Consider the following 22,042-nt stretch of genomic DNA (forward strand, 5'->3'; position numbering starts at 1 on the left):
CATCGGTAACACCTTTTTCTCCTAAGAAAGTGTTACCTATCATCCCGGTTTAAAGTGTTACCAGTCTACCCGGTTTGTACCTTTCTTATCCCCTCGCCCCTTTGGGGAGAGGGCTAGGGTGAGGGGGGGCCGGATTAGCGCAAGTAAATGTAGCCTGGGTGAAGGCAAAGCCGTAACCCGGGTTTTGCTGCGCTGCACCCAGGCTACAACAATCACAAGCAACCTAAATTTTCGTTAAAAGATTGCATTTAAAGACAGTATCTACTTAATACTCTGCCTATGTGGATAATTTAAATTGTATACTCGGGTGCTCCACCTTTCTTATACACTAAGACCGTACGTTCAAAAGACATAAATAGTTCTTTATGTTGGTTAATTCCTCGTGTTTCTACGGTGATTATTCCTTGATTTGGTCTTGATTTTGATTCACGTTTTGCTTTTATTTCACTTTCAGCATAAATCGTATCTCCTTCAAATACAGGTTTTAGTAATTTGACTTTATCCCACTCCAGATTCGCTACTACTTTCTTGGAGATCGTATTAACGGTCATTCCTGTAATAATGGCTAGAGTGAAGGTGCTATCAACTAGAGGTTTTTTCCACTCGGTGTGTTCTGCATAATGTGCATCAAAATGCAATTGAGCGGTATTCATTGTCAATAAGGTAAACCATATATTGTCATTTTGAGTAATAGTTCTTCCTGGTCTGTGCTCAATAACTTGCCCCACTTCAAAATCTTCAAAATAAAAACCAAAATCTTCACGCAAGCGATTGTTTCCTATGGATTTATAGCTCTGATGTGACATATTCATTACCTTTTTAAGTGTTTTGATAATTTAAGTACTTCTTGGGCGTGTTTATAGATAGGGACATCTATCATTTGTCCCTGATATTGACACGCTTTTCCTCCAGATTGTTCGAAAAGCACCACGATTTCCTTTGCTCGCTCAACCTCTGCCTTGCTGGGTGCAAAATTTTGTTTTATGGGAGTGACTTGCCTTGGATGAATAGCTAATTTTCCTTTAAAACCCAGCTCCTTGACCCGAATCACTTCAGAAATTAATTGTTCCTCGTTGGTAAAATCGAAAAAAGGGGAATCAATCGCTGGAATGTGGGTGAGTGCTGCTGCCTGGATGATTTGCTGGCGGGCATTCAAAAGAACATCCCAGTTCATCTGACACCCCAGATCAACAGCAAAATCTGCTGCGCCAAAGACCAAACCGGCAACTGGTGAATGAGTTACGATTGACTTTAAGTTCATCAATCCTTTGGCTGTTTCAATTAATGCTAAAAGTTTGATGTTGCGTGCTTCTAAATGGAGTGCCTTATAAATAATATTTAACTCTTCGGCACTTTCTGTTTTAGGGTATATAACAGCATCACAATAAATATCCTCTTCCCTGAAAGCGAGCAAATCAGGGAGACCTGCATAAGTGGTGATATGATTGATGCGAACTATAGTGAGTAGCTCTGGATGTTTTTTCTTTAAAAATTGAATCACATTATCACGAGCCCTGTCTTTCTCTGCAGGTGAAATCGCGTCTTCCAGCTCCAAAATAAGACCATTCGCTCCTGAAGCCTGTGCTTTCTCAAAAAGCGCTGGTTTATTACCGGGTGTAAAGAGCAGGGCGGGTGCAAGTGATAAGTCCATGCTAAATAAATCCTTGTTGTTTTGCTTGTTGTTCTAACTGCTCACGAAATGATGGATGGGCAATTTTTATTAATTGGCGCGTTCTTTCTGTGGTGGACCGTCCTTTCAGTTGCGCTACCCCGTATTCCGTGACTACATAATCAATATCAAGACGTGTATCGGTGGCGATGGAGGAAAGTCGAGGTACAATTCTGGATAAGGTTCCTTTTTTTGCAGTAGAGCTACTGGCAATTATGGTTTTTCCACCTTCAGAATAATGAACACCACGAATAAAATCCAATTGTCCACCTGCGCCTGAAAATTGATGGCCAATAAACTCTGCATTGACTTGGCCACTAAAATCAATCTCGATGAAGGCGTTAACGGAAGTCATAAGGTTATTTTTCCGAATCACATTGGGTTCATTCACATAGGAGACTGGGAGACAGAACATAGAAGGATTATTGTTAATAAAATCATATAACTGTTGATCACCAACCGCCAAGGTAAATACATTGATATAAGGATTTAAAGTTTTATTCGTGTTCGTAACTACTCCTTTTCGGATAAGTTCAATCATTCCAGAAGTCATCACCTCAGTGTGTATTCCAAGATTTTTATGGTCGATTAATTGGTCGCATACGGCATTAGGAACACCACCTATCCCCATTTGAATCGTTGCTCCATTTGGGATTAGAGAGGTGATGTGTTGGCCAATTTGGCGATCCAGTTCACTGGCAGGTTTTGAATGTTCCTCTGATAAGGCGGTGGTATTCTCAACTATAGCATCTACTTCACTCACATGAATTAAAGTAGCTCCCGCCGTTCTTGGCATGTTTTCATTCACTTCAACGATTAATTTATTCGCATAACGTGCCAATTCAATTGCATAATCGCCGCTAGTGCCTAAGTTAAAAAAACCAAATTGGTCCATAGGCGCGACAGTGACAATAAACGCGTCCAGTTTCGTGATGGACTTAATCGTCCCAGGATAACGACTAAAACTAATCGGGACAAAATTGATGTACTTTTTACCGAGAGTATATCCTCGTTCCGCTAATTCAACCTCTCCTTGGGACATCATTGAAGAGTAAGGCCTAATAATATGCAGTAATTCCTCTTGAAAAATAGTCTTTAGGGCAATAGCACCACAGCGCATATAGTAGACCTTTACTTCTTTGAGATCGCCTGCTTTGGCACGTGCGGCAATAGCATGGCATAGGGCAGGGGGAGTTGAGGCACGCATGCCCATAGAAATTGTCGCAGTTGCGGGGATCAGACCTACCGCTTCGTCCGCCGAACGTAATTTTTGTTGATATTGCTTCTCAAAGTTCATTCATCATCCCTAATAAATACTCAAAGCATAGCTTTTAAATTTAGATTATTGATCAGGATTATTAAATGTCAATCGCACCAATCGTTCCAATTCTTGTGCATCATGGGGGGCAACTACTTTTTGATCGTTATCTAGATAGCAAAAAATTTGTTTCACTTCGTGCTGCCATTGGGCAAATTTCTGAGCATAATTTAAAAGGGTTTTTTCTTCATAATGACCAGAGTAAGGTTCGAGATGCGGTCCATGTAATCGTAAGTAGATAAAATCACTGGTTATAATTTCTGGGCACTGAAATCCCTTGAAATCATAAAAACAAAGTGCAATATTTTTTTTAGCGAGTAAATCATAAACTTCCTGACGTAACCAGGTTTTATTTCTAAATTCAAATGTGTAATGAAATGATTCAGGCAATGCTTTAATAAACTGTTCCAGACGCTCCAGATTAAACGGCCAATAAGGTGGGAGTTGAAATAAAACCGGTCCTAGTTTTTCTTCCAGCCCTTCGATTACCTGAAGAAAATAATGAACACTATCTTGAACCTCTTTGAGCATTTTTATATGGGTTAAATAGCGACTTGCTTTACATGAAAAAATAAATTTATCTGGAGTAGTTTCTTTCCATTTTGCAATGGATTTTGGAGAAGGGATGCGATAAAAACTGCTATTGAGCTCCACTGTATTAAAGACGTTCGCGTAATACGCCAACTCATCTTTGTCGGTGAGAGACTTCGGGTAAAACACTTCTTTCCAACCTTTATAGACCCATCCTGAGGTACCAATATTGACGAAAGACATTGCCAACTCCTTGAGGAAAGCTATTCTTGGTAGGAAATGCCCAACATGTTTAAACCCCGTTCAACATCATCAGCTACTGTTGGTTTGGATAGTAAGTATTCACCGGTATGATCGGTTAATTCTTCCTGAGCAAAATTTAAAGCATCTTTCCATTCATCCAGGGTGTAATCGCCACGACCTAAATACATTAGAGCAACCAAAGTTGCTTGTTGATCAGGACGTAAATTATCAATGTATTCAACGGTCTCTTGATAAACTGGATCACTTTGATAATCAGCCAACACATAGAGCGCATCCATTTCCTCTGTGACTTCGGGAAAACTAACTTCTTCCTTTGCCTGAAATTGTCGTGCTTTATCAAGAAGATCACGAATCGTTTCTGTATCGAGATTCAACATAGTTATCTCCTTATTTCATATGTCTTCTTAAATAAAATATAGTTTATTACATGTGATCCACAAGCTTGTTATTTTTATTTGTTGAATAAGATTTGATTCTGCGCAAGAACGCTGCAGCTAATTTTGATTGCTCTGATACAGATAATTTAGAAGACATTGTTTTTGATGAGCCTCTATAAGACAACTTATTGATAAAAAAATAATTTTTTGCTGTCTTTAAAAAAATAAATCATAATAGCGTAGAAGAATGTATTGATTTATCCCACCCAATAACTATATTTAATGTATTATGTTTTACGAAATTTTCTGACAGAGAATCCTTAACTAAGGAGGGTATTAACATGAAAAGCTCTAATGAAAAAACAACCTATACTCCTAGAGACCATCTTGAAGCTGCTGCAAGCCAATTATTAACAGAAGGTAAAAAAAAGGTGAATCAGTTGTATGAGGAAGGAGTATCCAAAGCAAATGAAGTAGAAGAAAATGTCAAAGAATACTCTGATCGTTTAGTAAAGAAGGTACAGGAAAATCCATTAACCTCTGTTTTAATCGCAGGTGGAATTGGCTTTTTATTATCCCGATTAATGAAAAAGTAATGGAAGCTTTAAAACAGTTAGAAGCTCTGGTTGCTGCAAAAATATCCGTTTTCAAAGCAGTCTGGTATTTAATTCGTCTCGAGGCAAGGCTAGCTGGACTTAGTGTTTTTCCTTTATTGCTGAATGTATGCATGCTGTTTGTGGTGTTAATTACAGTCTGGTTAACCGCTATGTTTTTGATAGGGTATTTTGCGTTTTGGGCTTCTCATCGTTTCCTGTTATCTATTTCTCTTGTTTTACTACTCAATGTAGGGTGCTTACTGGGATTACTTAAGTATTTATCCTATAACTTAAAAAGTATGAGTTTTCCTAAAACAAGAGAGTATTTTTCCCAAAAGAGTGTGGAGCATGAACAACTCGAGAAGACAGATACTGGTACAAATTGCGCAGGTGGACAGGACGTTGCAATCCCAGAAAAACAAAGTAGCTGAACATCAAGACTATTTTGCACAAAGAGTAGCTCGTTTTCACATAGCCACTCTGTTCCTGCTGGTTTCCGCTTTTTTTATAGGTTGGAAAGCTGCACGAAAGCAGTGGAGTGGTAAAATAAAGCAACAAATAGTTGAAGTCGGAATATTAGCTTTGCTTAACTCCGTTAAAAAAATAGTACTTACCCTTTCCAAATAATGATTAATAATGAATCTAAGTGCAGCGCAATGGCATTTTGATGCACATTATGCAACTAAAAATTACCATCCAAAAGTATGTTGGCATAAAGGGGACAAGTTTTTAAGACATTGTGCACCATTTATTAACAAAATGTAATTTCATGGTAAAATTTGAATTTTAATATTGGTCAAAAAATAGATAGAGAAGATATTATGCCAAATCAACTTACCTCTCTAAAGAATATAACTGCTAATTCAATAATGAAGCATTTAATATGGGAAGTAAATAGAGAAAAGCTGAGCAGAACGTTACCTAGAGAACTTCATGAGTTGCTTGTATCAAAGAATAAGGAAAAATTTTTTATTGATTGTTTTAATGAAATTAATAAGTCAAAACAGAATATGGAAAAATTTATCAAAAAGGCAGGGATACGATTGCCAGATAACTACTCAGTAATCCATATTAAGATGAAGCGCTGTGAAGACGGGCAGTATGATATAGTGATAGATAATACGTACGTGAATTTTAAGGCAGAAAAAGCAACGATGAGTGAGCAAAAGTTAATGGACTCAATTGTTGAAACAATTTCTGAATTAGCTCCTAAGCCAACTCCGAGCAAGTTAACGACGTATCACTGTTCGGGGTGAAGTATTGCTGTTTGGGATTGACGTATCTTGAATGCCATTGCGTGATTACATTCCTACCCCTCACCAAATCGCTCGATCAGAAACAGAGTATCCTCCATCAATGGGGATAATTGAACCTGTTATAAAATCTGAACCACTTGAAGAGAGGAAGACAGCCAAAGGGCCAATATCTTGGGGTTTTCCCCATTTGCCGAGTGGTGTTTTCTTCCTAATTTCTTCACCGCGAGCTGTTTGGGGTAATGAGCCGTTAATTGCAGTTTCAAACCAACCTGGCAAAATAGCATTAACCTGGATATTCCAGGGACCAAGTTCCAATGCAAGCGATCGTGTTAGGCCTAATATCCCTGTTTTTGTTGTGGCGTATCCTATGGAATTAGGGTGACCAAATAGAGAATACATAGAACCCACATTAATAATTTTGCCCCGACGTTGGGCTTTCATAAAGTGAGCTGCGCTTTGTGAACAGAGGAAAGCTGAGGTAAGATTGGTACGGATGATCTGTTCCCAATGCTCAAGTGAAAGATTGGAAAGATGCTGATCTTCATAGAAACCGGCGTTGTTAATTAAGATATCCAGTCGTTCAAATTGGTCTGAGATGGTTTTAAAGCCATCACGAATGCTGTGTTCCGAACCTACATCCATCATTAGGGGAATCAGGTTGTGCGTTTGGGCTTGTTTTAATTTTTCCTGATCTCGGCCACAAACGATTACTTGCGCACCAGCTTGTTTCAGGGCAAGGGCCATGGCAAGCCCTAAACCTCCATTTCCGCCTGTGACTAAGGCAACACAATGATTCAAATCATTTTTTGAGTTCATAATGGTCATGCACCTTTTTGATGGCAGTTAAAAATTCATCCAGATCTTCTTTTTCCAAGGTGGGTGAAAGCGCAATATCAATATAAGAAGCAATGTACCTAAAACTATTGGGGTAAAGATCGGGAATTTTTTGTTTTGAGACACCCTTAAATAAATAGGCCCAATCCCAAAATCTTCGTACATTGATTTTATTGAGATCACCAAGCGCTTTCGCGTCTATTCCTTCTGCAGTAAGTGCTTCGGCAAACCAGCAGCAGTCTTCGCTCGATCCATCTAATTCCAAAAGTAGATTATCACCTAGTGGCAATGCAGCTTTATTCCAGGTAGCGCGTGGTCTTAAATATTTTAAATGTTCAATACCTTGAATGGCATAAGCATAATTTTTTGAGAGCAAATCAAGTCGCTTATTGAGTTTTTTTAATTGAGATACTCCAAGTGCACCACGGATCTCATCCAAGCGAAAATTAAATATCGGCAACATGGTGAAATCAATGGCGCAAGATTGATTGCAAAAATGCTTTTCATAAAGACGCTCATAAGCTCCGGATAAAATAACACATTTTAAATAGAGCTCTTTGTCATTGGTTAAGATAAATCCGCCTTCCCCAGTATTCAATGATTTGTCTGATTGGGTACTGAATGCTCCGGCTAAACCATAGGTACCTAAGTATTTATTTTTTAATTTACAGCCGAGACTAGGTACCGCATCCTCAATAATAGGTACACAGTGTTTATTTGCGATTTCCATAATTTGCGGGAGTGGGGCTGGAAATCCTCTCATATGAACTACAATTAATGCTTTCATATGACTAATTTTTTTATCGAGATCTGCTAGGTCCATATGGAGATCGCGATCTACTTCAATAATGAGTGGTTTTAATTTGGCTTGTATAATTGCACTCGGTGTTGCTGTAAATGAATAGGCAGGACATCCCACTAATGAATCGTTAGGTAGATCAAGCGCCATAAGTGGTAATGAAATGGCTGCGGTACCCGAACTGACTGCAAGTGCAAATTCAGACTTAAAGTAGTCCCTTAGTCCTTCTTCGAATTGCCCTACCTTAGTATCTTTGATTTCCCGATTGTCATAGCGAAACAATCGCCTGCTTTTAATCACATCCAGGACAAGCTCAGTGTCTTCATCATCAATAATGACATTACCTTTGTCATAGGTAGGCCACGGTTTTTTGCGAATGGGAGACCCGCCATACAACGCTAATTCCTCAAAAGAAGAACGTTCTTTTTTCATACTGCTCATACTACTCTCTCCATACTCCCGCTCAGGAATGTAGTTTTAATTTGTCCTTTTTTTGTCAAGCCACAAACGAAAGCGAGCTAAAGTTTTATTCCCCCAAAAAAATCGGATGGTTGCAAGTACCATAAAACCTTTTAGGAATTGCAACTTAGAACCTTTCCTAATCCAAAAATCACATTCCTCTCCTTTTGTAGCTACAAATAACTTTTCACAGAAAATGGTTTTAGGAAAAGGTAAAGAAAAAAAGGTACTGATATTTTTCCCATGAGTTCCAAAAATAAGAGGGCCTGGATGCAGGCGCAGCACATCAAGAAATAATATAAAATAAAGAAATATTATCCAGGTAGCGTGCTGTGACTTTTTTTCAATCCAAAGACACGTAATTTCATGAGGATGCTTTCGATCAAAGTGATTGTCACTGTATAGTTTCTGTAATTGATATGGGCTTAAAGGAAGAAAGGTTCGATAATTAGGCCCTGAGTTGATACAAAAACCTCCCAACATGTTCTCCTCTGAATCTCTAAAAAAAATTCGTACTTTGGAGCTTTTAAAGTATTCCATATCGGCGCGATTATGTGCTAGTGATGAATAATTTGTTCCATAGATTTTAAGTAAATTATCACTTTTGATTATTTTTGTTTTAATCATCATCCAGGCTCAAAAAAAACTCTATTTTTAATTATAGAGCATAATGGATTGTTTTTAGTCACATCCTGGGTGAACTTTAATCATTTATGAAGAAATGTGTAAAAAACGTCGTAGTAAGCATTGGCGAAGCAATCAAGAACGAAATTTTGTTAAACACAGTACTGGATTGCTATGCTTTTGAAACTTTGTTGTACCGCATTTGTGTTTCAATCAGCACAATATTAGGGTCTGTTTATAATTCGCAGCATTTTGGCCAAGAGAGTAGGATTGTAAACAGACCCTAATTAATTTTTGTAAATTCATGGGCGTAAGAAGGAATCAACAAGTAATCCATTAAAAAGTTAGGGATACGTTGTTCCAACCAGCCTTGTCTTTTTTCAGCGATAAATCCTACATGGCCTCCATGTTGACTTAATTCCAAAAGAATATCAGAAGATAACTCCTTGGAAGTTGGGAGGATGTCAGAGGTCATAAAAGGATCATCCAAAGCATGAATAATTAGAGTGGGGGTTTTGATTTGAGGCAGATATTGTCGTGAACTGGATTTTTGATAGTATTCATTTACATTAGCAAATCCATGTAATGGAGCGGTGATTTGTTTATCAAATTCATATAGAGTTTTTATGGAGTAGAGCTGCTGTTTAGAAAGCGGTAATTGGTTATTTATAACATCTAATTTTTGTAGACAACCCATGCGCAATTTTTCTAACAAATGTGATTGATATATACGAGAAAATCCTTTATTTATTTTGTGGACCACTTCTTGTAATTGAAACGGTACAGAAACAGCAACGGCAGCATGAATTAGAGATTGAGAACCTGTTTCTCCTAGCCATTTAAGGAGTACGTTGCCACCTAAAGAAATACCCACTACTGCTTTTTTTGTTGTGGGCTCCCTAAGTTTCATTACATTAAGAATAAAAGCTAAATCCGCGGTATCGCCTCCGTGATAAAAACGTGGAAGACGATTCGGTTCCCCGCTTGCACCTCGAAAGTTCATCAAAACTACTCGATAACCTGATTTATTAAATGCATTAAATAAGCTCGCAACATAAGCTGAATCAGCATTTCCCCCCAAGCCGTGCAAAAGAATAATTAAAGGGGTATCATTTTTTAATCCATTAGTTTTCCAGGCTAAATCAATAAAATCACCATCAGGCAGCTCAAGTCGTTCATCAAAGTCAACAAAGACATTCGCACGATGAGTTAACGTTCGATACAGAGTTTGTCCATGCGCATTAGTTAGCCACCATGCGGGCTTAAATTCACTATGAATTATCATACTCTAGTACCTATGAATTGCGATTTATTTAAGCTGTTTAGAATTACTTTAATCTTTAAGTATAAATTAATACTAAGTAGAAATAAATGCGAGCTGATAAGTTGTAGTTTAGATACGGTTTTCATTGCTAAAGCGGTCATCTGCATTTAAATTATCTTATCTAGGCTCTGTTTATAATTCTACTATCTAGGCCAAAATGCTGCGATTTTATGTGCTCCGATACTCACATACTTCGGGTATGCTGCGTTTCGGTGCTCTAAAATCGCAGCATTTTGGCTCAAGCTAGCGAATTATAAATAGACCCTAGGTTTCAATAAAATTAAGTGATCACGATCACTTAAGAGGATGTTTTTCTCGTCACAGGGGGGTTGATGCAAGTAAAGGCGGCAGTAGCTTATGAAGTTGGAAAGCCATTAGCAATTGAAATGGTTGAGTTGGAAGGCCCCAAAAAGGGGGAGGTTCTTGTTGAAATTAAGGCTACAGGTGTTTGCCATACAGATGCATTTACTTTATCAGGGGATGATCCAGAAGGTCTTTTCCCTGTTATTTTAGGACATGAAGGCGCCGGTATTATTGTAGATGTTGGGGCGGGAGTTACTTCTGTTAAGCCAGGTGATCATGTGATTCCCCTATATGTTCCTGAATGTCGTCAATGTGAATATTGTCTTTCCGAGAAAACTAATCTTTGTCAGGCAATTCGAACAACACAAGGCCAAGGGGTAATGCCTGATGGAACAAGCCGCTTCAGCCTTAATGGGAAAAAAATATTCCATTATATGGGTACATCAACTTTCGCTAATTATATCGTATTACCTGAAATTGCTGTCGCGAAAATTCGTGAGGATGCTCCTTTTGAGAAAGTATGTTACATCGGTTGTGGTGTGACTACAGGTCTAGGAGCTGTTATTTATACTGCAAAAGTGACTCCAGGATCACGTGTCGTTGTTTTTGGTTTAGGTGGCATCGGGCTTAATGTGATCCAAGGTGCTCGTATGGTTGGAGCAGAGCAGATCGTAGGCGTCGACATTAATCCTCAACGCCGGGCTTTGGCAGAAAAAATGGGAATGACTGATTTTGTTAATCCTTTGGAAATCGGTAATGATTTGGTAGCCTATCTCGTTGAACTGACGAAAGGAGGAGCTGATTACAGTTTTGAGTGCGTAGGTAACGTACAACTAATGCGCCAAGCACTGGAGTGTTGTCATAAAGGGTGGGGCGTTTCTACTGTGATTGGGGTTGCAGGAGCAGGACAAGAGATTTCTACTAGACCGTTCCAACTAGTTACCGGCAGGGTATGGAAGGGATCGGCGTTTGGTGGTGCCCGTGGACGTACTGATGTCCCTAAAATTGTTGATTGGTATATGGAAGGGAAAATTAATGTGGATGATTTAATTACCAATGTTCTTCCTGTTGAACAGATTAATCAAGCCTTTGATTTAATGCGCCTTGGGCAATCAATCCGTACGGTGCTCACTTTTTAAAAATGTGTTTGAGGGAGTAAAATTAATGGCCATTGAACTCATCGAAGAACATTATTGTTTTGGCGGTATTCAACGGGTCTATGCCCATCAATCTGATTCAACCCAATGCACGATGCGTTTCGGCCTTTTTTTGCCACCTCATGCACAGAAACAAAGTGTACCCGTATTGTACTGGCTTTCCGGACTAACCTGTACAGAGCAAAATTTTATTAATAAAGCTGGAGCACAACGGATTGCTGCTCAATTAGGTTTGGCACTGGTTGCTCCAGATACAAGCCCTCGAGGAGTTAATTTACCAGGTGATCAGGAGAGTTATGATTTTGGCGTTGGTGCTGGATTTTATGTAGATGCTACCCAATCCCCATGGTCAAAATATTATAAGATGTCGACTTATGTACAGGAAGAATTACCTGCCCTGCTGCAACAACATTTCCCGCTTAATCATCAAGCCTGTGGTATCTTTGGTCATTCAATGGGAGGACATGGCGCGCTTATCTTCGCATTGAAATATCCTAAGCAATATCATTCGGTCTCTGCATTCGCACCTATTTGCGCCCCATCCCAATGTCCATGGGGACAAAAGGCATTCACAGGTTACTTGGGTAAAGAGAAGAATCTGTGGAAAGAGTACGATGCTTGCGAACTCATCTTAGATAGAGGATGGCCACATCAACATATTTTAATTGATCAGGGCACACAGGATCCTTATTTAAAGGAACAACTCAAGCCAGAATTATTTCAGACAGCCTGTTTGAAAGCTGGGGTTGAACTCAAACTGCGCATGCATGAAAATTATGATCACAGCTATTATTTTATTGCCAGTTTTATTGAAGAGCATTTAAGGTTTCATGCGTCATTATTACATGAGCTCAATCAATAAAAATGAGCTAATAATTTGTCTATAATTAGGGATAAAAATCACGGATGGAGAAAAAATTGAGTAAAAGAATACCGTTAACTGTTGCTGGAATTATTCTTGCTTTGGCTGCTTTAACCATGTTTTACGCATTATTTATCACTGAAAAGTATCTGTAGCAGGTCACAATTTTTCAATGACAAGTAGTATTATTGCGTTGATTGTTACAGCCCTTCTCGCGCTATGGATGTTTGTTGCGGCTATAAAGAAATAAGCTTTATGCGCCGTTCATTTTATGGGCCCAAGTTAAATACTATTGGGACTCCTAGCGAAAGTTTCAAACGATTGAATGTTATGTTACCTGAGAAACTCTAAAATCTAGTATTTTGAGGTTCCTTAGGTATAGAATTGTCGCAAATTCTTTAGGGAAGTTTGACAAAACTTATGAAACCTAATCATCTATTAAAAATAATCCTAGCCAGCGCATCCCCTAGACGCTTGCAAATATTGGAAGAGCACGGATTGACTGCTGTTGTTATGCCGGCAAATATTGAAGAAATTCAGCAAAAGGGCGAAGAAGCTAAAATATATGTAACTCGACTTGCTCGAGAAAAAGCGCAAACTATTTTGTCGCAGGTTGAAGTAGGTTCAGCAGATTTAATTCTGGCAGCAGATACTACTGTGGCTTACCAGAATCATATTTTAGAAAAACCTCAGGACCACGAAGATGCATATAGAATGCTACACATGCTTAGTGGCAAGTCGCATGAAGTCTATACAGGTTATGCTCTAGTTTTTCTACCCGAACAAAAGTGGTGGATTGATTGTGTGACAACTAACATTACGTTCCACACTTTAACAGATCAGCAAATTCAAAATTATATTGATTCAGGAGATCCCTTTGATAAAGCGGGAGGGTATGGTATCCAGAATGTGTATGATACGTTTGTGAAAGAAATAAAAGGTTCTTATTACAATGTTATGGGTTTGCCCATTGAGGAAATTTTGCAAAAAATTTCTTGTAGCCTGGGTGAAACGAAGTGAAACCCGGGCTTCGATCATTTACTTGGTCTTAAGTTGGTAGATTCTATGTGTGCTGCTCTCGATTTTTGCAAAAACAGTCGACAAGATGATCATCAACCAAACCCACCGCTTGCATGTGGGCATACATAATTGTTGACCCGACAAAACTCATGCCCCTTTTCTTCAAATCTTTGGATAGGGCGTCAGATTCAGTGGTACGTGCAGGGACTTCTTGAAGTGTTTTAGGATGATTTATTTTGGGGCGTCCATTCACAAATTGCCAAATATAGTTGTCAAAAGAACCAAATTCTTGCACGATCTTAAGAAATACAATGGCATTCTTGCGAGCCGAAAAAACTTTAAGACGATTACGAATAATTCCCGAATCAGTCAGCAAGCTATTTAATTCCTCATCACTCATTTTCGCCACAGCATGGGGATCGAACTGCTTGAATGCTTTGCGGTATGCTTCGCGTCGTTTGAGTATGGTTTCCCAACTTAAACCGGCTTGTGCTCCTTCGAGTATTAGCATTTCAAAGTGTTTTTGATCATCATGTACGGGAACACCCCACTCTTCATCATGATACTGTTCATAATAAGGTTTGTCAGTCCCAACCCAAGGGCAACGTTTCATAATGAGCAATTATCTCCTTAGTGGTTAATTAAGTTTTGCATTTCCTTGAATGCCTTAATCATAGCGTTTTTAAGGCTTAAAGACTATTTAAATTCAGTGTAATTACCTTTTTTGAACATTTGATTACCTTAGAACCAATGGCTCGTCTTGTATTTGTTCAGGAATGTCTTAAAATTCACTACATACGACAACCTTATATTTATTTAGAGAACTTCATGTCCGATTTTTATCAGGATTTTAATACACGACGAACTTTCGCAATTATCTCTCACCCTGACGCAGGTAAAACAACAGTAACTGAAAAATTACTTTTGTTCGGAGGTGCAATTCAATTGGCAGGGACAGTAAAAGGACGTAAAGCCGATCGACATGCGACCTCAGATTGGATGGAAATGGAAAAAGAGCGCGGTATTTCGATTACGACCTCAGTGATGCAGTTTGTGCATAATCAGCATGTAATGAATTTGTTAGATACCCCTGGGCATGAGGACTTTTCTGAAGATACGTACCGTACGCTGACCGCAGTAGATTCAGCATTAATGGTTATTGACGTAGCTAAAGGGGTTGAGGAACGAACGGTTAAGTTGATGGAAGTATGTCGTTTGCGTGATACGCCAATCATGACTTTTATTAATAAACTGGATCGTGAAGGTCGAGATCCTATTGATTTGTTGGATGAGGTTGAATCAGTTTTAGGTATTCAATGTGCCCCGGTTACCTGGCCTGTCGGTATGGGGAAACGTTTTAAAGGCATTTATCATCGCTATGAAGACATTGTTTATCTATATCAGCCTGGCAAAAATGCACAAAAACAAGAGGCCATGCAAATTAAAGGTTTGGATAATCCTCAGTTGGATGAACTATTGGGTGATAGCGCTCAAGAGTTACGTGAAGAAATTGAATTGGTAAAAGGAGCTTCTCATGAATTCAATTTGGGGGACTATTTAGCGGGCAAAATGACGCCAGTTTATTTTGGTTCGGCAATTAATAATTTCGGCATTAAAGAGTTATTGGACGATTATGTGCGCTATGCTCCAGGCCCACAACCTCGGACAGCCCAGGAGCGCATTGTATCTCCTAATGAAGATGCTTTCTCCGGATTTGTGTTTAAAATCCAGGCTAATATGGATCCCAAACACAGAGATAGAATCGCTTTTTTACGGATCTGTTCTGGGGCTTACAGAAAAGGAATGAAAATCAATCACCTGCGTATTGGTAAAGAGGTGCAAATTTCCAATGCACTAACCTTTATGGCGGGTGATCGTTCACATACAGAAATTGCTTTATCTGGTGATATTATTGGTTTACATAACCATGGAACGATTCGGATTGGTGATACCTTTACTCAAGGTGAGCAATTGAAATTCACTGGTATTCCCAATTTTGCACCGGAGTTGTTTCGGCTAGTGCGCTTGAAAGACCCATTAAAGAGCAAGGCTTTATTAAAAGGTTTAATCGAATTATCTGAGGAAGGCGCGACGCAAGTATTTCGACCATTAAATAGCAACCAGTTAATTCTAGGAGCAGTTGGTGTGCTGCAATTTGATGTAGTAGCTCATCGTTTAAAACATGAATATAAAGTGGATTGTATTTATGAAACAGTGAATATTGCTTGTGCTCGTTGGGTTTACTCTGATGATGATAAAGCAATGAGTGAATTCCGAACAAAAGCACATGATTATTTGGCTTTGGATGGAAGCGATGCGCTGATGTATCTTGCTCCAACTCGTGTTAATTTAACAATGGCTGAAGAACGGTATCCTAAAATTAAGTTTCATGCGACAAGAGAGCATTAGGTTGTTAATTTGTAGCCTGGGTGAAGCATCGCGGAACCTGGGTTTCACTTCGTTGCACCCAAGCTACAATATAAAAGACTTCTTCATTAAGCAGTACAAATTGCTTTAACAGTATGTTGACCAAAATTTGTGATTTCAACTTTTGCACCAGATTCAGCACTTATCTTCAGATTTTCACCTGGATGTACAGTGATTCGTAGCGATTCTCCTGCTGACAAACTGATGTCATTAATTTTTCCTTTTTTAGCTAATGCCATAACTAGAAATTCATCACTTACATCTTCTGTAACTATTTTACAATTGGCTTCTACTGGCCAAAATAGATAGTTAAGAAATAGTTGAGGATCATTACTAGGCAATTCATATTCAATTGTGACTCCTTGTCGGAGTAAATGAGTTTCCATTGAATACGCGCTTGTACTTAAAGACGCGGCGACACACAACAAGCCAAGCCCAAATTTTCGTAGCATTATACAACTCCATAATGATAGTAAACGAGCTAAGATACCTTTATTTTGTATGTATGGCAAACGTTGGAACTAAATTATCGACATCGAAACCCGGGCTATGGCTTTGCCTTCACCCAGGCTACATTGGGACTTGTACTATTGAGGGATTACAATGCTTCCAAAGCCTTAGCAATAGATTCAGTCATTGCTTTGGCATCACCAAAAAGCATGTACGTATTATCGTGGTAAAATAAATCGTTTTCGACGCCTGCATAGCCTGGAGCTAAGCTTCGTTTAACAAATAATACATTTTTTGCTCTTTCTACTTCCAAGACTGGCATGCCATAAATTGGTGAGCCTGGATCAGTTTTTGCTGCGGGATTGGTGATGTCATTCGCTCCAATAACATACGCTACATCACAGCTTGCAAAATCACGGTTAATTTCACTTTGTTCAAAAACCCTATCGTAAGGAATATTGGCTTCCGCGAGTAACACATTCATATGTCCGGGCATACGACCAGCAACCGGGTGGATAGCAAAGCGAACTTTGATATTGCGATGTTCAAGGGCATCAACTAATTCTTTAACTGCATGTTGCGCATGTGCTACTGCCATACCATATCCTGGAACAATGATTACATCTTTAGCATTACTTAAGAGGAATGCTGCATCTTCACCATTTCCTTGTCGTACCGAGCGCGATTCATTTGTTGCATTAGCTTGTGAATGACTTCCTGAAGATTGGATACCTCCAAAAATCACGTTAAAAATCGAACGGTTCATCCCTACACACATGATATAACTCAGGATAGCCCCGCTCGCGCCTACTAAGGCTCCAGTAATCACAAGTAAATGGTTGCTGAGTGTAAATCCAATACCTGCAGCTGCCCACCCTGAGTACGAGTTAAGCATGGAGATAACTACAGGCATGTCCGCACCACCAATAGGGATAATGAGTAATACACCCAGTAAAAAAGAGAGCCCGGCCATTACACTAAAAAGTGTAAGCGTCTGATTAATTAAAAACAAAACAAATAAAATGACGATGACTACTGCGGTAACAAGATTAATCGTATTATGGCCTATGAGTTTAATAGGGACGCCCGACATAATTCCTTGCAATTTGAGAAAGGCAATTACCGAACCTGAAAAAGTGATGGCACCTATAATTAAACCAAGGCTCATTTCGACAAGACTTGCTTTGGCTATGGCTCCTGGAACTCCGATATGGAACGAAGTAGGGGATAAGAACGCACAGAACGCAACTAATACTGCAGCCATACCCACTAATGAATGAAACGCAGCAACAAGCTGCGGTATAGCGGTCATATTAATTTTGAAAGCAATGAAGGTTCCTATTATTCCTCCTGCGATGATTAAACAAATGAGTAGGGACTGATGGTATGTCGTAGGCATCATCAAGGTTGAGCCTACCGCGAGAATCATACCGGCAATTCCTAAAAGATTTCCTCTTCGTGCCGATGCAGGACTGGCTAGACCTTTGAGCGCCAGTATAAAACACACAGCAGATAATAGATAAAATAAAGGAACCAGGGTTGTCATGAAAAGTCATCCTTATTTTTTGTAACTATTCACCGAAAGCCATATTTCGTCCAACCTGCACTCAAATCTGACTTTTCACCAAGATTCTAAAATCGTGGTGAATGGTTACAATTTTTGTAATTATTTTTTATACATACGTAACATACGTTGGGTTACAACAAATCCACCAAAAATGTTAATTGAGGTAATAAATATTGCAAGGCCGCCAATCCACGTGATTTTCCCTGTTAGCTGAGTACCTGCAGCAATAAGTGCCCCTAAAACAATAATACTGGATATGGCGTTGGTTACTGACATTAATGGGGTATGTAGGGCTGGGGTGACTTTCCAAACCACATAATATCCAACAAAGCAGGCCAAAACGAAAATGGTCAGTATGGCAATGTATGGATTTCCAAGAGTGTTCATCTCATGCATTTTGTGTCTCCTTTATTACCTGGAACGGTAGATATTGATTCTGATGACAAAGCACTGCTTGCTGAATGATTTCATCATTAGGATTTAACGTAATTTCGGGCGGGTTTGATGCTAAGAGGCTAATCAAATGCACTAGATTATTAGCATAAAGCTCGCTTGCAGTAGCCGGAACCAATCCCGCCATGTTGCTTAAACCAATGACAGTTACTTCTCCATGTTTTATTGTTTTATCAGGAATACTGACTTCACAATTTCCTCCTCTGGAGGTTGCAAGATCAACGACAACTGAACCGGTTTTCATTTGTTCTATAGTTTTTTTATACAATAAAATAGGTGCTTTTCTACCGGGGATTAAGGCTGTAGAAATAACGATATCTGCTAATTTAGCGTATTGATCAATAAGTTCTGCCTGAAGTTTTTTATACTCTTCACTCATTTCGGAGGCGTATCCTCCTTTGGTTTCACTGTCTTGATCCTGGCTTACCTCAATAAATTCCGCGCCTAAGCTTTCAACTTGTTCTTTTGCTGCACGTCGTACGTCAAATGCATAAACTACGGCACCTAAACGTTTGGCTGTTGCTATTGCCTGTAAACCTGCAACTCCAGCACCAAGAACAAGTACTTTCGCTGGTTGAATCATTCCTGCAGCGGTCATCATCATGGGAATTGCTCGATGAAATTGAGTGCATGCTTCTAAGACCGCTCTATAGCCTGCTAAATTTGCTTGTGAGGATAGACTATCCATGCTTTGGGCGCGACTTATCCGAGGTATTAGGTTCATTGAAAATAACGTAATTTGTTTTTCCTTGCACCAGGTAATTAATTTACTCTCTGGAACATTATCGATATGGCCTATGACTAGGGCACCTTGGGATAAACCCTCTAGCTCTTTGGGATCAGGCTCATGAATGCAAAGAAGAACGTTGGCTTTCTCCAATATACTTTTTTTATTCTGAATCGATACACCAACTTGCTCATAATCCTGATCTCTAAAGCTTGCAGCGAGACCTGCATTTTTTTCTATAGCGACTTCAAAACCTGATTTGATAAAGTGCTTTGCTGAGTTAGGGGTGATGGCTACTCGGGTTTCATTGCCTGGTGCTAGTAGGGTTGCAATCATCATGGGGTAAATCCTTTTTACCTAAATATTCATTATCCTATTGTAATTTAGACTGATTTTCCAGAGTAATCTGAGTATTGCAGAAATTGTAACCAGGCTACAACGGCTAAGAATGATTATCAAAGAAGATTGCTTGGCTTATTTTGTTCTTCTTGCAAATTGTCTACCTCGATAGCCAGCGCAATTTGATTCGCGCATGACTCCAGAAGCTGTATTTTTTCAGGTGTATAATCACTGTTCTTAGTGGGTTGGACCCTCAAAACTCCCATTGTACCGCGTGCGCCAAGCAAAGGAATAAACAATGCATTAGAAAATGAGAGCGTATCAGTTCCCCATCCTGCTTTTTGTCCTAGTTCAAATACCCACTGGGCGATGCTGTATTCTTTTTCGTCCAATTCTTGATGTGATTTCGCGCTCGCTCGAACAACGAGCTGTCCATTTTTTGGTAATAGCGCAATAATCTCACAGTGAAAAATTTCTGAAATATAATTGACCCCAGTTCTGAGTAATCTGACTATGCCACGCGTTCTCGATAATCTTCGACTTAAAGTATATAAGGCTGATGTTTGATATTCTGCAAGACGGGCAATTTCTGATTGGCGGCGGGTGACTAAGGTTAGTTGGCAAATAATAAGCGCCATAATGAACATCATAATCAAAGTGAAGAAATAATCGGATTGTGAAATGAAAAAACTGTAGTACGGTGGAATAAACAAATAATCATATGCCAATATGCTGAGAATAATTCCTGCGATTGCAGGGCCTGTACGCCCTAATAAAGCAATGCAAATCATTCCTATTAAATAGACTAGAGTTAAACTGGTTTCGTTGACTAAAGGATAAATTAAATAATTGAGAAATGTCGTAATTGCGACAATGCCAGTCGATAAAAGGTAATAAAACCAAGACGTCTTTGGTTTAAGAAGAGATTTTTCACTTGATTTCTTTGATGCTATGGTCATCGTATATACATCAATTTCACCACTATAGCGTAAAATTTCGTCGGCCAAAATGCGAAAGAAAAAATTTCTCCATCGAGTACGAATTTGTTTGCAGATCATAATGAGTGTGACATTTTGTTCACGGGAAAAATTGATGATTTCTTTAACAAGGTCATAACCCATTAAAATATGAGTTTCAGCACCTAACTGTTCTGCAAAAAATAAATTCTTTATGGCTTGATTTCGTTGAGTCCTGGACAATTGAACTCGAGTAGAGTCAACATATACTGCAATCCAATCCGCTTGTAGGCTAGTAGCCATCCTTTTGGCTGCTCGAATCAATTTATGTGATTCCGGACCAGGGCCAACGCAAACAAGTATTTTTTCCATGATGGGCCAGATGTGTTTAATCCCTTGGCCTTGTCTGTATAAAAGTACTTGGGTATTAACCCGTTTTGCTAGAGTACGTAATGCCAATTCACGTAACGCCATTAAATTACCTTTGCGAAAATAAAACTCTGCAGCGAGACGCGCTTGTTTGGGGACGTAGACTTTACCCTCGGAAAGGCGTTTTAATAAATCTTCTGGGGCTAAGTCGACTAACTCAATTGTATTGGCTCTTTCTATCATAGCGTCCGGAACAGTTTCCTGAACAGGGGCATGAATGATTTGTGACACATCATCATTGAGGCTTTCTATATGTTGAACATTGAGGGTAGTACATACATCAATTCCACGGTCCAACAGTTCTTTAATATCTTGCCAGCGCTTTTTATGCCGTACACCGCTAACATTTGTATGAGCCATTTCATCCATGAGGATTAATCCTGGATTTCTTTTCAGAGCAGCGTCCAAATCAAATTCTTGTAATTGTTTTCCGTGATAATCAATTGTTACTTTAGGCAAGATGACGAAATTTTTAAGTATTTCCTCTATTTCAGATCGTCCATGCGATTCGACAATACCAACTACAATGTCTAATCCTTTAGATTGCTCTTGCATTGCTTCATGGAGCATGGAGTGAGTTTTCCCTACCCCTGGTGCAGCACCGAGATAAATTTTGAGTTTGCCAGTTTGCTTTTGTTGTTCTTCTTCTAAGACCTGTTGTAATAATGCATTGGGATCAGGGCGTTTATCGGTCATTTAGTAGTCCTTATGTGATCCAGAGCTAAATTAAGCTCTAATACATTGATTCGTGGTTCTCCCAAAAGATGCAGGGTGCGTTTTTTTATTAATTGATTCACTAGTTCTTGAATTTCTTGTTCTGAAATCCGGCGTGCTTTGGCAATGCGAGGTATCTGATAAAAGGCTGCGAGTGGGCTTATTTCAGGATCCAATCCACTGGCAGATGCAGTAACTAAATCTACTGGGATTAATTGCTTGGCTGTTTCATTTTGATCGGCCAAAGAGAATTGGTGAAGTCCAGCGATCCGCTTTCCTACAGTATCTAAAAACTCTGGATTAGAAGGTCCCATATTTGAACCGGAGGAATTCATTGCATTGTAGGGAAATGGGGTTGTGGCAGAAGGACGTCCCCAAAAGTAGTTGGGTGCATCGAAGTATTGTCCGATGAGTGCAGAACCAATTGGATTGCCTTCGTATCGTAACAAGCTGCCATTTGCTTGATAAGGAAAAAATATTTGAGCTAATGCAGTAACGAATGCAGGATAGATTAAACCCGTCAGAACTGAAAAAAGAAGTAGAAAGATTAAGGCGATTTTTATTTGTTTTAGAGCTTCCATAACCAT

The 22,042-nt window shown here is 39.2% G+C and carries 23 protein-coding genes; 7 read left to right on the plus strand and 16 right to left on the minus strand.

Features of this window, described 5'->3' with window-relative positions; translation table 11 throughout:
* Positions 1-290: 290 nt before the first annotated feature.
* The 5 genes from Lstg_RS11625 to Lstg_RS11645 are packed head-to-tail and all read right to left on the minus strand — an operon-like array spanning position 291 to position 4,159.
* Positions 291-806, minus strand: a complete 516-nt coding sequence (locus tag Lstg_RS11625) for a MaoC/PaaZ C-terminal domain-containing protein (protein ID WP_058477853.1) — start codon at positions 804-806, stop codon at positions 291-293.
* 5 nt (positions 807-811) lie between these two features.
* Entirely contained in the window at positions 812-1,651 is an 840-nt protein-coding gene (locus Lstg_RS11630; RefSeq protein WP_058477854.1) for an HpcH/HpaI aldolase/citrate lyase family protein, read from the minus strand.
* 1 nt (position 1,652) lies between these two features.
* Positions 1,653-2,966: an acetyl-CoA hydrolase/transferase family protein gene (locus Lstg_RS11635; protein ID WP_058477855.1), complete on the minus strand. Its 1,314-nt coding sequence runs from the start codon at positions 2,964-2,966 to the stop codon at positions 1,653-1,655.
* A 45-nt stretch (positions 2,967-3,011) separates the two neighbouring features.
* Positions 3,012-3,761: a DUF72 domain-containing protein gene (locus Lstg_RS11640; protein WP_058477856.1), complete on the minus strand. Its 750-nt coding sequence runs from the start codon at positions 3,759-3,761 to the stop codon at positions 3,012-3,014.
* A 20-nt stretch (positions 3,762-3,781) separates the two neighbouring features.
* Positions 3,782-4,159 carry a DUF3775 domain-containing protein gene (locus Lstg_RS11645; RefSeq protein WP_058477857.1) on the minus strand — a complete coding sequence of 126 codons (378 nt, stop codon included), beginning with the start codon at positions 4,157-4,159 and terminating at the stop codon, positions 3,782-3,784.
* Positions 4,160-4,500: 341 nt separating this feature from the next.
* Between Lstg_RS11645 and Lstg_RS11650 the strand changes: the two genes are divergently transcribed.
* The 3 genes from Lstg_RS11650 to Lstg_RS11665 all read left to right on the plus strand — a co-directional run bounded on the left by Lstg_RS11650 (position 4,501) and on the right by Lstg_RS11665 (position 6,011).
* Positions 4,501-4,755 (plus strand): ElaB/YgaM/YqjD family protein, encoded by a 255-nt coding sequence (locus Lstg_RS11650; RefSeq protein ID WP_058477858.1) that lies wholly within the window; start codon positions 4,501-4,503, stop codon positions 4,753-4,755.
* Entirely contained in the window at positions 4,755-5,186 is a 432-nt protein-coding gene (locus tag Lstg_RS11655; protein WP_058477859.1) for a hypothetical protein, read from the plus strand. The genes Lstg_RS11650 and Lstg_RS11655 overlap by 1 nt, the downstream gene beginning before the upstream one ends.
* 390 nt (positions 5,187-5,576) lie before the next feature.
* Positions 5,577-6,011: a hypothetical protein gene (locus tag Lstg_RS11665; protein WP_115324540.1), complete on the plus strand. Its 435-nt coding sequence runs from the start codon at positions 5,577-5,579 to the stop codon at positions 6,009-6,011.
* A gap of 60 nt (positions 6,012-6,071) precedes the next feature.
* Here Lstg_RS11665 and Lstg_RS11670 read toward each other — a convergent pair whose 3' ends face one another.
* The 4 genes from Lstg_RS11670 to Lstg_RS11685 all read right to left on the minus strand — a co-directional run bounded on the left by Lstg_RS11670 (position 6,072) and on the right by Lstg_RS11685 (position 10,012).
* On the minus strand, positions 6,072-6,827 hold the full coding sequence (locus Lstg_RS11670) for an SDR family NAD(P)-dependent oxidoreductase (protein WP_058477862.1): 756 nt from the start codon (positions 6,825-6,827) through the stop codon (positions 6,072-6,074).
* Positions 6,811-8,085 (minus strand): DegT/DnrJ/EryC1/StrS family aminotransferase, encoded by a 1,275-nt coding sequence (locus tag Lstg_RS11675; RefSeq protein WP_058477863.1) that lies wholly within the window; start codon positions 8,083-8,085, stop codon positions 6,811-6,813. Before Lstg_RS11675 ends, Lstg_RS11670 begins: the two co-directional genes overlap by 17 nt.
* Positions 8,086-8,121: 36 nt before the next feature.
* Positions 8,122-8,733: a hypothetical protein gene (locus Lstg_RS11680; protein WP_058477864.1), complete on the minus strand. Its 612-nt coding sequence runs from the start codon at positions 8,731-8,733 to the stop codon at positions 8,122-8,124.
* Between the two features lie 277 nt (positions 8,734-9,010).
* Positions 9,011-10,012 (minus strand): hydrolase, encoded by a 1,002-nt coding sequence (locus tag Lstg_RS11685; RefSeq protein ID WP_058477865.1) that lies wholly within the window; start codon positions 10,010-10,012, stop codon positions 9,011-9,013.
* 371 nt (positions 10,013-10,383) lie between these two features.
* Between Lstg_RS11685 and Lstg_RS11690 the strand changes: the two genes are divergently transcribed.
* From Lstg_RS11690 to Lstg_RS11700, 3 genes are all read left to right on the plus strand, one after another.
* On the plus strand, positions 10,384-11,493 hold the full coding sequence (locus tag Lstg_RS11690) for an S-(hydroxymethyl)glutathione dehydrogenase/class III alcohol dehydrogenase (protein ID WP_058477866.1): 1,110 nt from the start codon (positions 10,384-10,386) through the stop codon (positions 11,491-11,493).
* A gap of 25 nt (positions 11,494-11,518) precedes the next feature.
* A complete protein-coding gene (gene fghA / locus Lstg_RS11695; protein WP_058477867.1) occupies positions 11,519-12,373 on the plus strand; it encodes an S-formylglutathione hydrolase in 855 nt (284 codons plus the stop codon).
* Positions 12,374-12,793: 420 nt separating this feature from the next.
* The gene (locus tag Lstg_RS11700) at positions 12,794-13,393 is read left to right on the plus strand and encodes a Maf family protein (RefSeq protein ID WP_058477868.1); all 600 of its coding nucleotides are present in this window, start codon (positions 12,794-12,796) and stop codon (positions 13,391-13,393) included.
* 43 nt (positions 13,394-13,436) lie between these two features.
* Here the strand turns inward: Lstg_RS11700 and Lstg_RS11705 are convergent, their stop codons facing one another.
* Positions 13,437-14,006, minus strand: coding sequence for a DNA-3-methyladenine glycosylase I (locus tag Lstg_RS11705; RefSeq protein WP_058477869.1), 570 nt, complete (start codon positions 14,004-14,006; stop codon positions 13,437-13,439).
* A 215-nt stretch (positions 14,007-14,221) separates the two neighbouring features.
* On the opposite strand from Lstg_RS11705, the gene Lstg_RS11710 reads away from it, so the two are divergent.
* On the plus strand, positions 14,222-15,802 hold the full coding sequence (locus Lstg_RS11710; RefSeq protein ID WP_058477870.1) for a peptide chain release factor 3: 1,581 nt from the start codon (positions 14,222-14,224) through the stop codon (positions 15,800-15,802).
* Between the two features lie 86 nt (positions 15,803-15,888).
* Here Lstg_RS11710 and Lstg_RS11715 read toward each other — a convergent pair whose 3' ends face one another.
* The 6 genes from Lstg_RS11715 to kdpC form a co-directional block, all read right to left on the minus strand.
* Positions 15,889-16,272, minus strand: coding sequence for a hypothetical protein (locus Lstg_RS11715; RefSeq protein ID WP_058477871.1), 384 nt, complete (start codon positions 16,270-16,272; stop codon positions 15,889-15,891).
* A 146-nt stretch (positions 16,273-16,418) separates the two neighbouring features.
* Positions 16,419-17,816, minus strand: a complete 1,398-nt coding sequence (locus Lstg_RS11720) for an NAD(P)(+) transhydrogenase (Re/Si-specific) subunit beta (RefSeq protein ID WP_058477872.1) — start codon at positions 17,814-17,816, stop codon at positions 16,419-16,421.
* 120 nt (positions 17,817-17,936) lie between these two features.
* The gene (locus Lstg_RS11725; protein ID WP_058477873.1) at positions 17,937-18,233 is read right to left on the minus strand and encodes a proton-translocating transhydrogenase family protein; all 297 of its coding nucleotides are present in this window, start codon (positions 18,231-18,233) and stop codon (positions 17,937-17,939) included.
* Positions 18,226-19,356: a Re/Si-specific NAD(P)(+) transhydrogenase subunit alpha gene (locus Lstg_RS11730; RefSeq protein WP_058477874.1), complete on the minus strand. Its 1,131-nt coding sequence runs from the start codon at positions 19,354-19,356 to the stop codon at positions 18,226-18,228. Before Lstg_RS11730 ends, Lstg_RS11725 begins: the two co-directional genes overlap by 8 nt.
* A gap of 116 nt (positions 19,357-19,472) precedes the next feature.
* Positions 19,473-21,437, minus strand: a complete 1,965-nt coding sequence (locus Lstg_RS11735) for a DUF4118 domain-containing protein (protein WP_058477875.1) — start codon at positions 21,435-21,437, stop codon at positions 19,473-19,475.
* Positions 21,434-22,042 carry a potassium-transporting ATPase subunit KdpC gene (gene kdpC, locus Lstg_RS11740; RefSeq protein ID WP_058477876.1) on the minus strand — a complete coding sequence of 203 codons (609 nt, stop codon included), beginning with the start codon at positions 22,040-22,042 and terminating at the stop codon, positions 21,434-21,436. The genes Lstg_RS11735 and kdpC overlap by 4 nt, the downstream gene beginning before the upstream one ends.

It is taken from the genome of Legionella steigerwaltii, from assembly GCF_001468065.1.
Classification (GTDB): domain Bacteria; phylum Pseudomonadota; class Gammaproteobacteria; order Legionellales; family Legionellaceae; genus Legionella; species Legionella steigerwaltii.

What these genes read in the sequence shown, in the direction of transcription:
- Lstg_RS11625 (WP_058477853.1), bottom strand. Translation starts at nt 806, where the DNA reads ATGTCACATCAGAGCTATAAATCCATAGGAAACAATCGCTTGCGTGAA.
- Lstg_RS11630 (WP_058477854.1), bottom strand. Translation starts at nt 1,651, where the DNA reads ATGGACTTATCACTTGCACCCGCCCTGCTCTTTACACCCGGTAATAAA.
- Lstg_RS11635 (WP_058477855.1), bottom strand. Translation starts at nt 2,966, where the DNA reads ATGAACTTTGAGAAGCAATATCAACAAAAATTACGTTCGGCGGACGAA.
- Lstg_RS11640 (WP_058477856.1), bottom strand. Translation starts at nt 3,761, where the DNA reads ATGTCTTTCGTCAATATTGGTACCTCAGGATGGGTCTATAAAGGTTGG.
- Lstg_RS11645 (WP_058477857.1), bottom strand. Translation starts at nt 4,159, where the DNA reads ATGTTGAATCTCGATACAGAAACGATTCGTGATCTTCTTGATAAAGCA.
- Lstg_RS11650 (WP_058477858.1), top strand. Translation starts at nt 4,501, where the DNA reads ATGAAAAGCTCTAATGAAAAAACAACCTATACTCCTAGAGACCATCTT.
- Lstg_RS11655 (WP_058477859.1), top strand. Translation starts at nt 4,755, where the DNA reads ATGGAAGCTTTAAAACAGTTAGAAGCTCTGGTTGCTGCAAAAATATCC.
- Lstg_RS11665 (WP_115324540.1), top strand. Translation starts at nt 5,577, where the DNA reads ATGCCAAATCAACTTACCTCTCTAAAGAATATAACTGCTAATTCAATA.
- Lstg_RS11670 (WP_058477862.1), bottom strand. Translation starts at nt 6,827, where the DNA reads ATGAACTCAAAAAATGATTTGAATCATTGTGTTGCCTTAGTCACAGGC.
- Lstg_RS11675 (WP_058477863.1), bottom strand. Translation starts at nt 8,085, where the DNA reads ATGAGCAGTATGAAAAAAGAACGTTCTTCTTTTGAGGAATTAGCGTTG.
- Lstg_RS11680 (WP_058477864.1), bottom strand. Translation starts at nt 8,733, where the DNA reads ATGATGATTAAAACAAAAATAATCAAAAGTGATAATTTACTTAAAATC.
- Lstg_RS11685 (WP_058477865.1), bottom strand. Translation starts at nt 10,012, where the DNA reads ATGATAATTCATAGTGAATTTAAGCCCGCATGGTGGCTAACTAATGCG.
- Lstg_RS11690 (WP_058477866.1), top strand. Translation starts at nt 10,384, where the DNA reads ATGCAAGTAAAGGCGGCAGTAGCTTATGAAGTTGGAAAGCCATTAGCA.
- fghA (WP_058477867.1), top strand. Translation starts at nt 11,519, where the DNA reads ATGGCCATTGAACTCATCGAAGAACATTATTGTTTTGGCGGTATTCAA.
- Lstg_RS11700 (WP_058477868.1), top strand. Translation starts at nt 12,794, where the DNA reads ATGAAACCTAATCATCTATTAAAAATAATCCTAGCCAGCGCATCCCCT.
- Lstg_RS11705 (WP_058477869.1), bottom strand. Translation starts at nt 14,006, where the DNA reads ATGAAACGTTGCCCTTGGGTTGGGACTGACAAACCTTATTATGAACAG.
- Lstg_RS11710 (WP_058477870.1), top strand. Translation starts at nt 14,222, where the DNA reads ATGTCCGATTTTTATCAGGATTTTAATACACGACGAACTTTCGCAATT.
- Lstg_RS11715 (WP_058477871.1), bottom strand. Translation starts at nt 16,272, where the DNA reads ATGCTACGAAAATTTGGGCTTGGCTTGTTGTGTGTCGCCGCGTCTTTA.
- Lstg_RS11720 (WP_058477872.1), bottom strand. Translation starts at nt 17,816, where the DNA reads ATGACAACCCTGGTTCCTTTATTTTATCTATTATCTGCTGTGTGTTTT.
- Lstg_RS11725 (WP_058477873.1), bottom strand. Translation starts at nt 18,233, where the DNA reads ATGCATGAGATGAACACTCTTGGAAATCCATACATTGCCATACTGACC.
- Lstg_RS11730 (WP_058477874.1), bottom strand. Translation starts at nt 19,356, where the DNA reads ATGATGATTGCAACCCTACTAGCACCAGGCAATGAAACCCGAGTAGCC.
- Lstg_RS11735 (WP_058477875.1), bottom strand. Translation starts at nt 21,437, where the DNA reads ATGACCGATAAACGCCCTGATCCCAATGCATTATTACAACAGGTCTTA.
- kdpC (WP_058477876.1), bottom strand. Translation starts at nt 22,042, where the DNA reads ATGGTTATGGAAGCTCTAAAACAAATAAAAATCGCCTTAATCTTTCTA.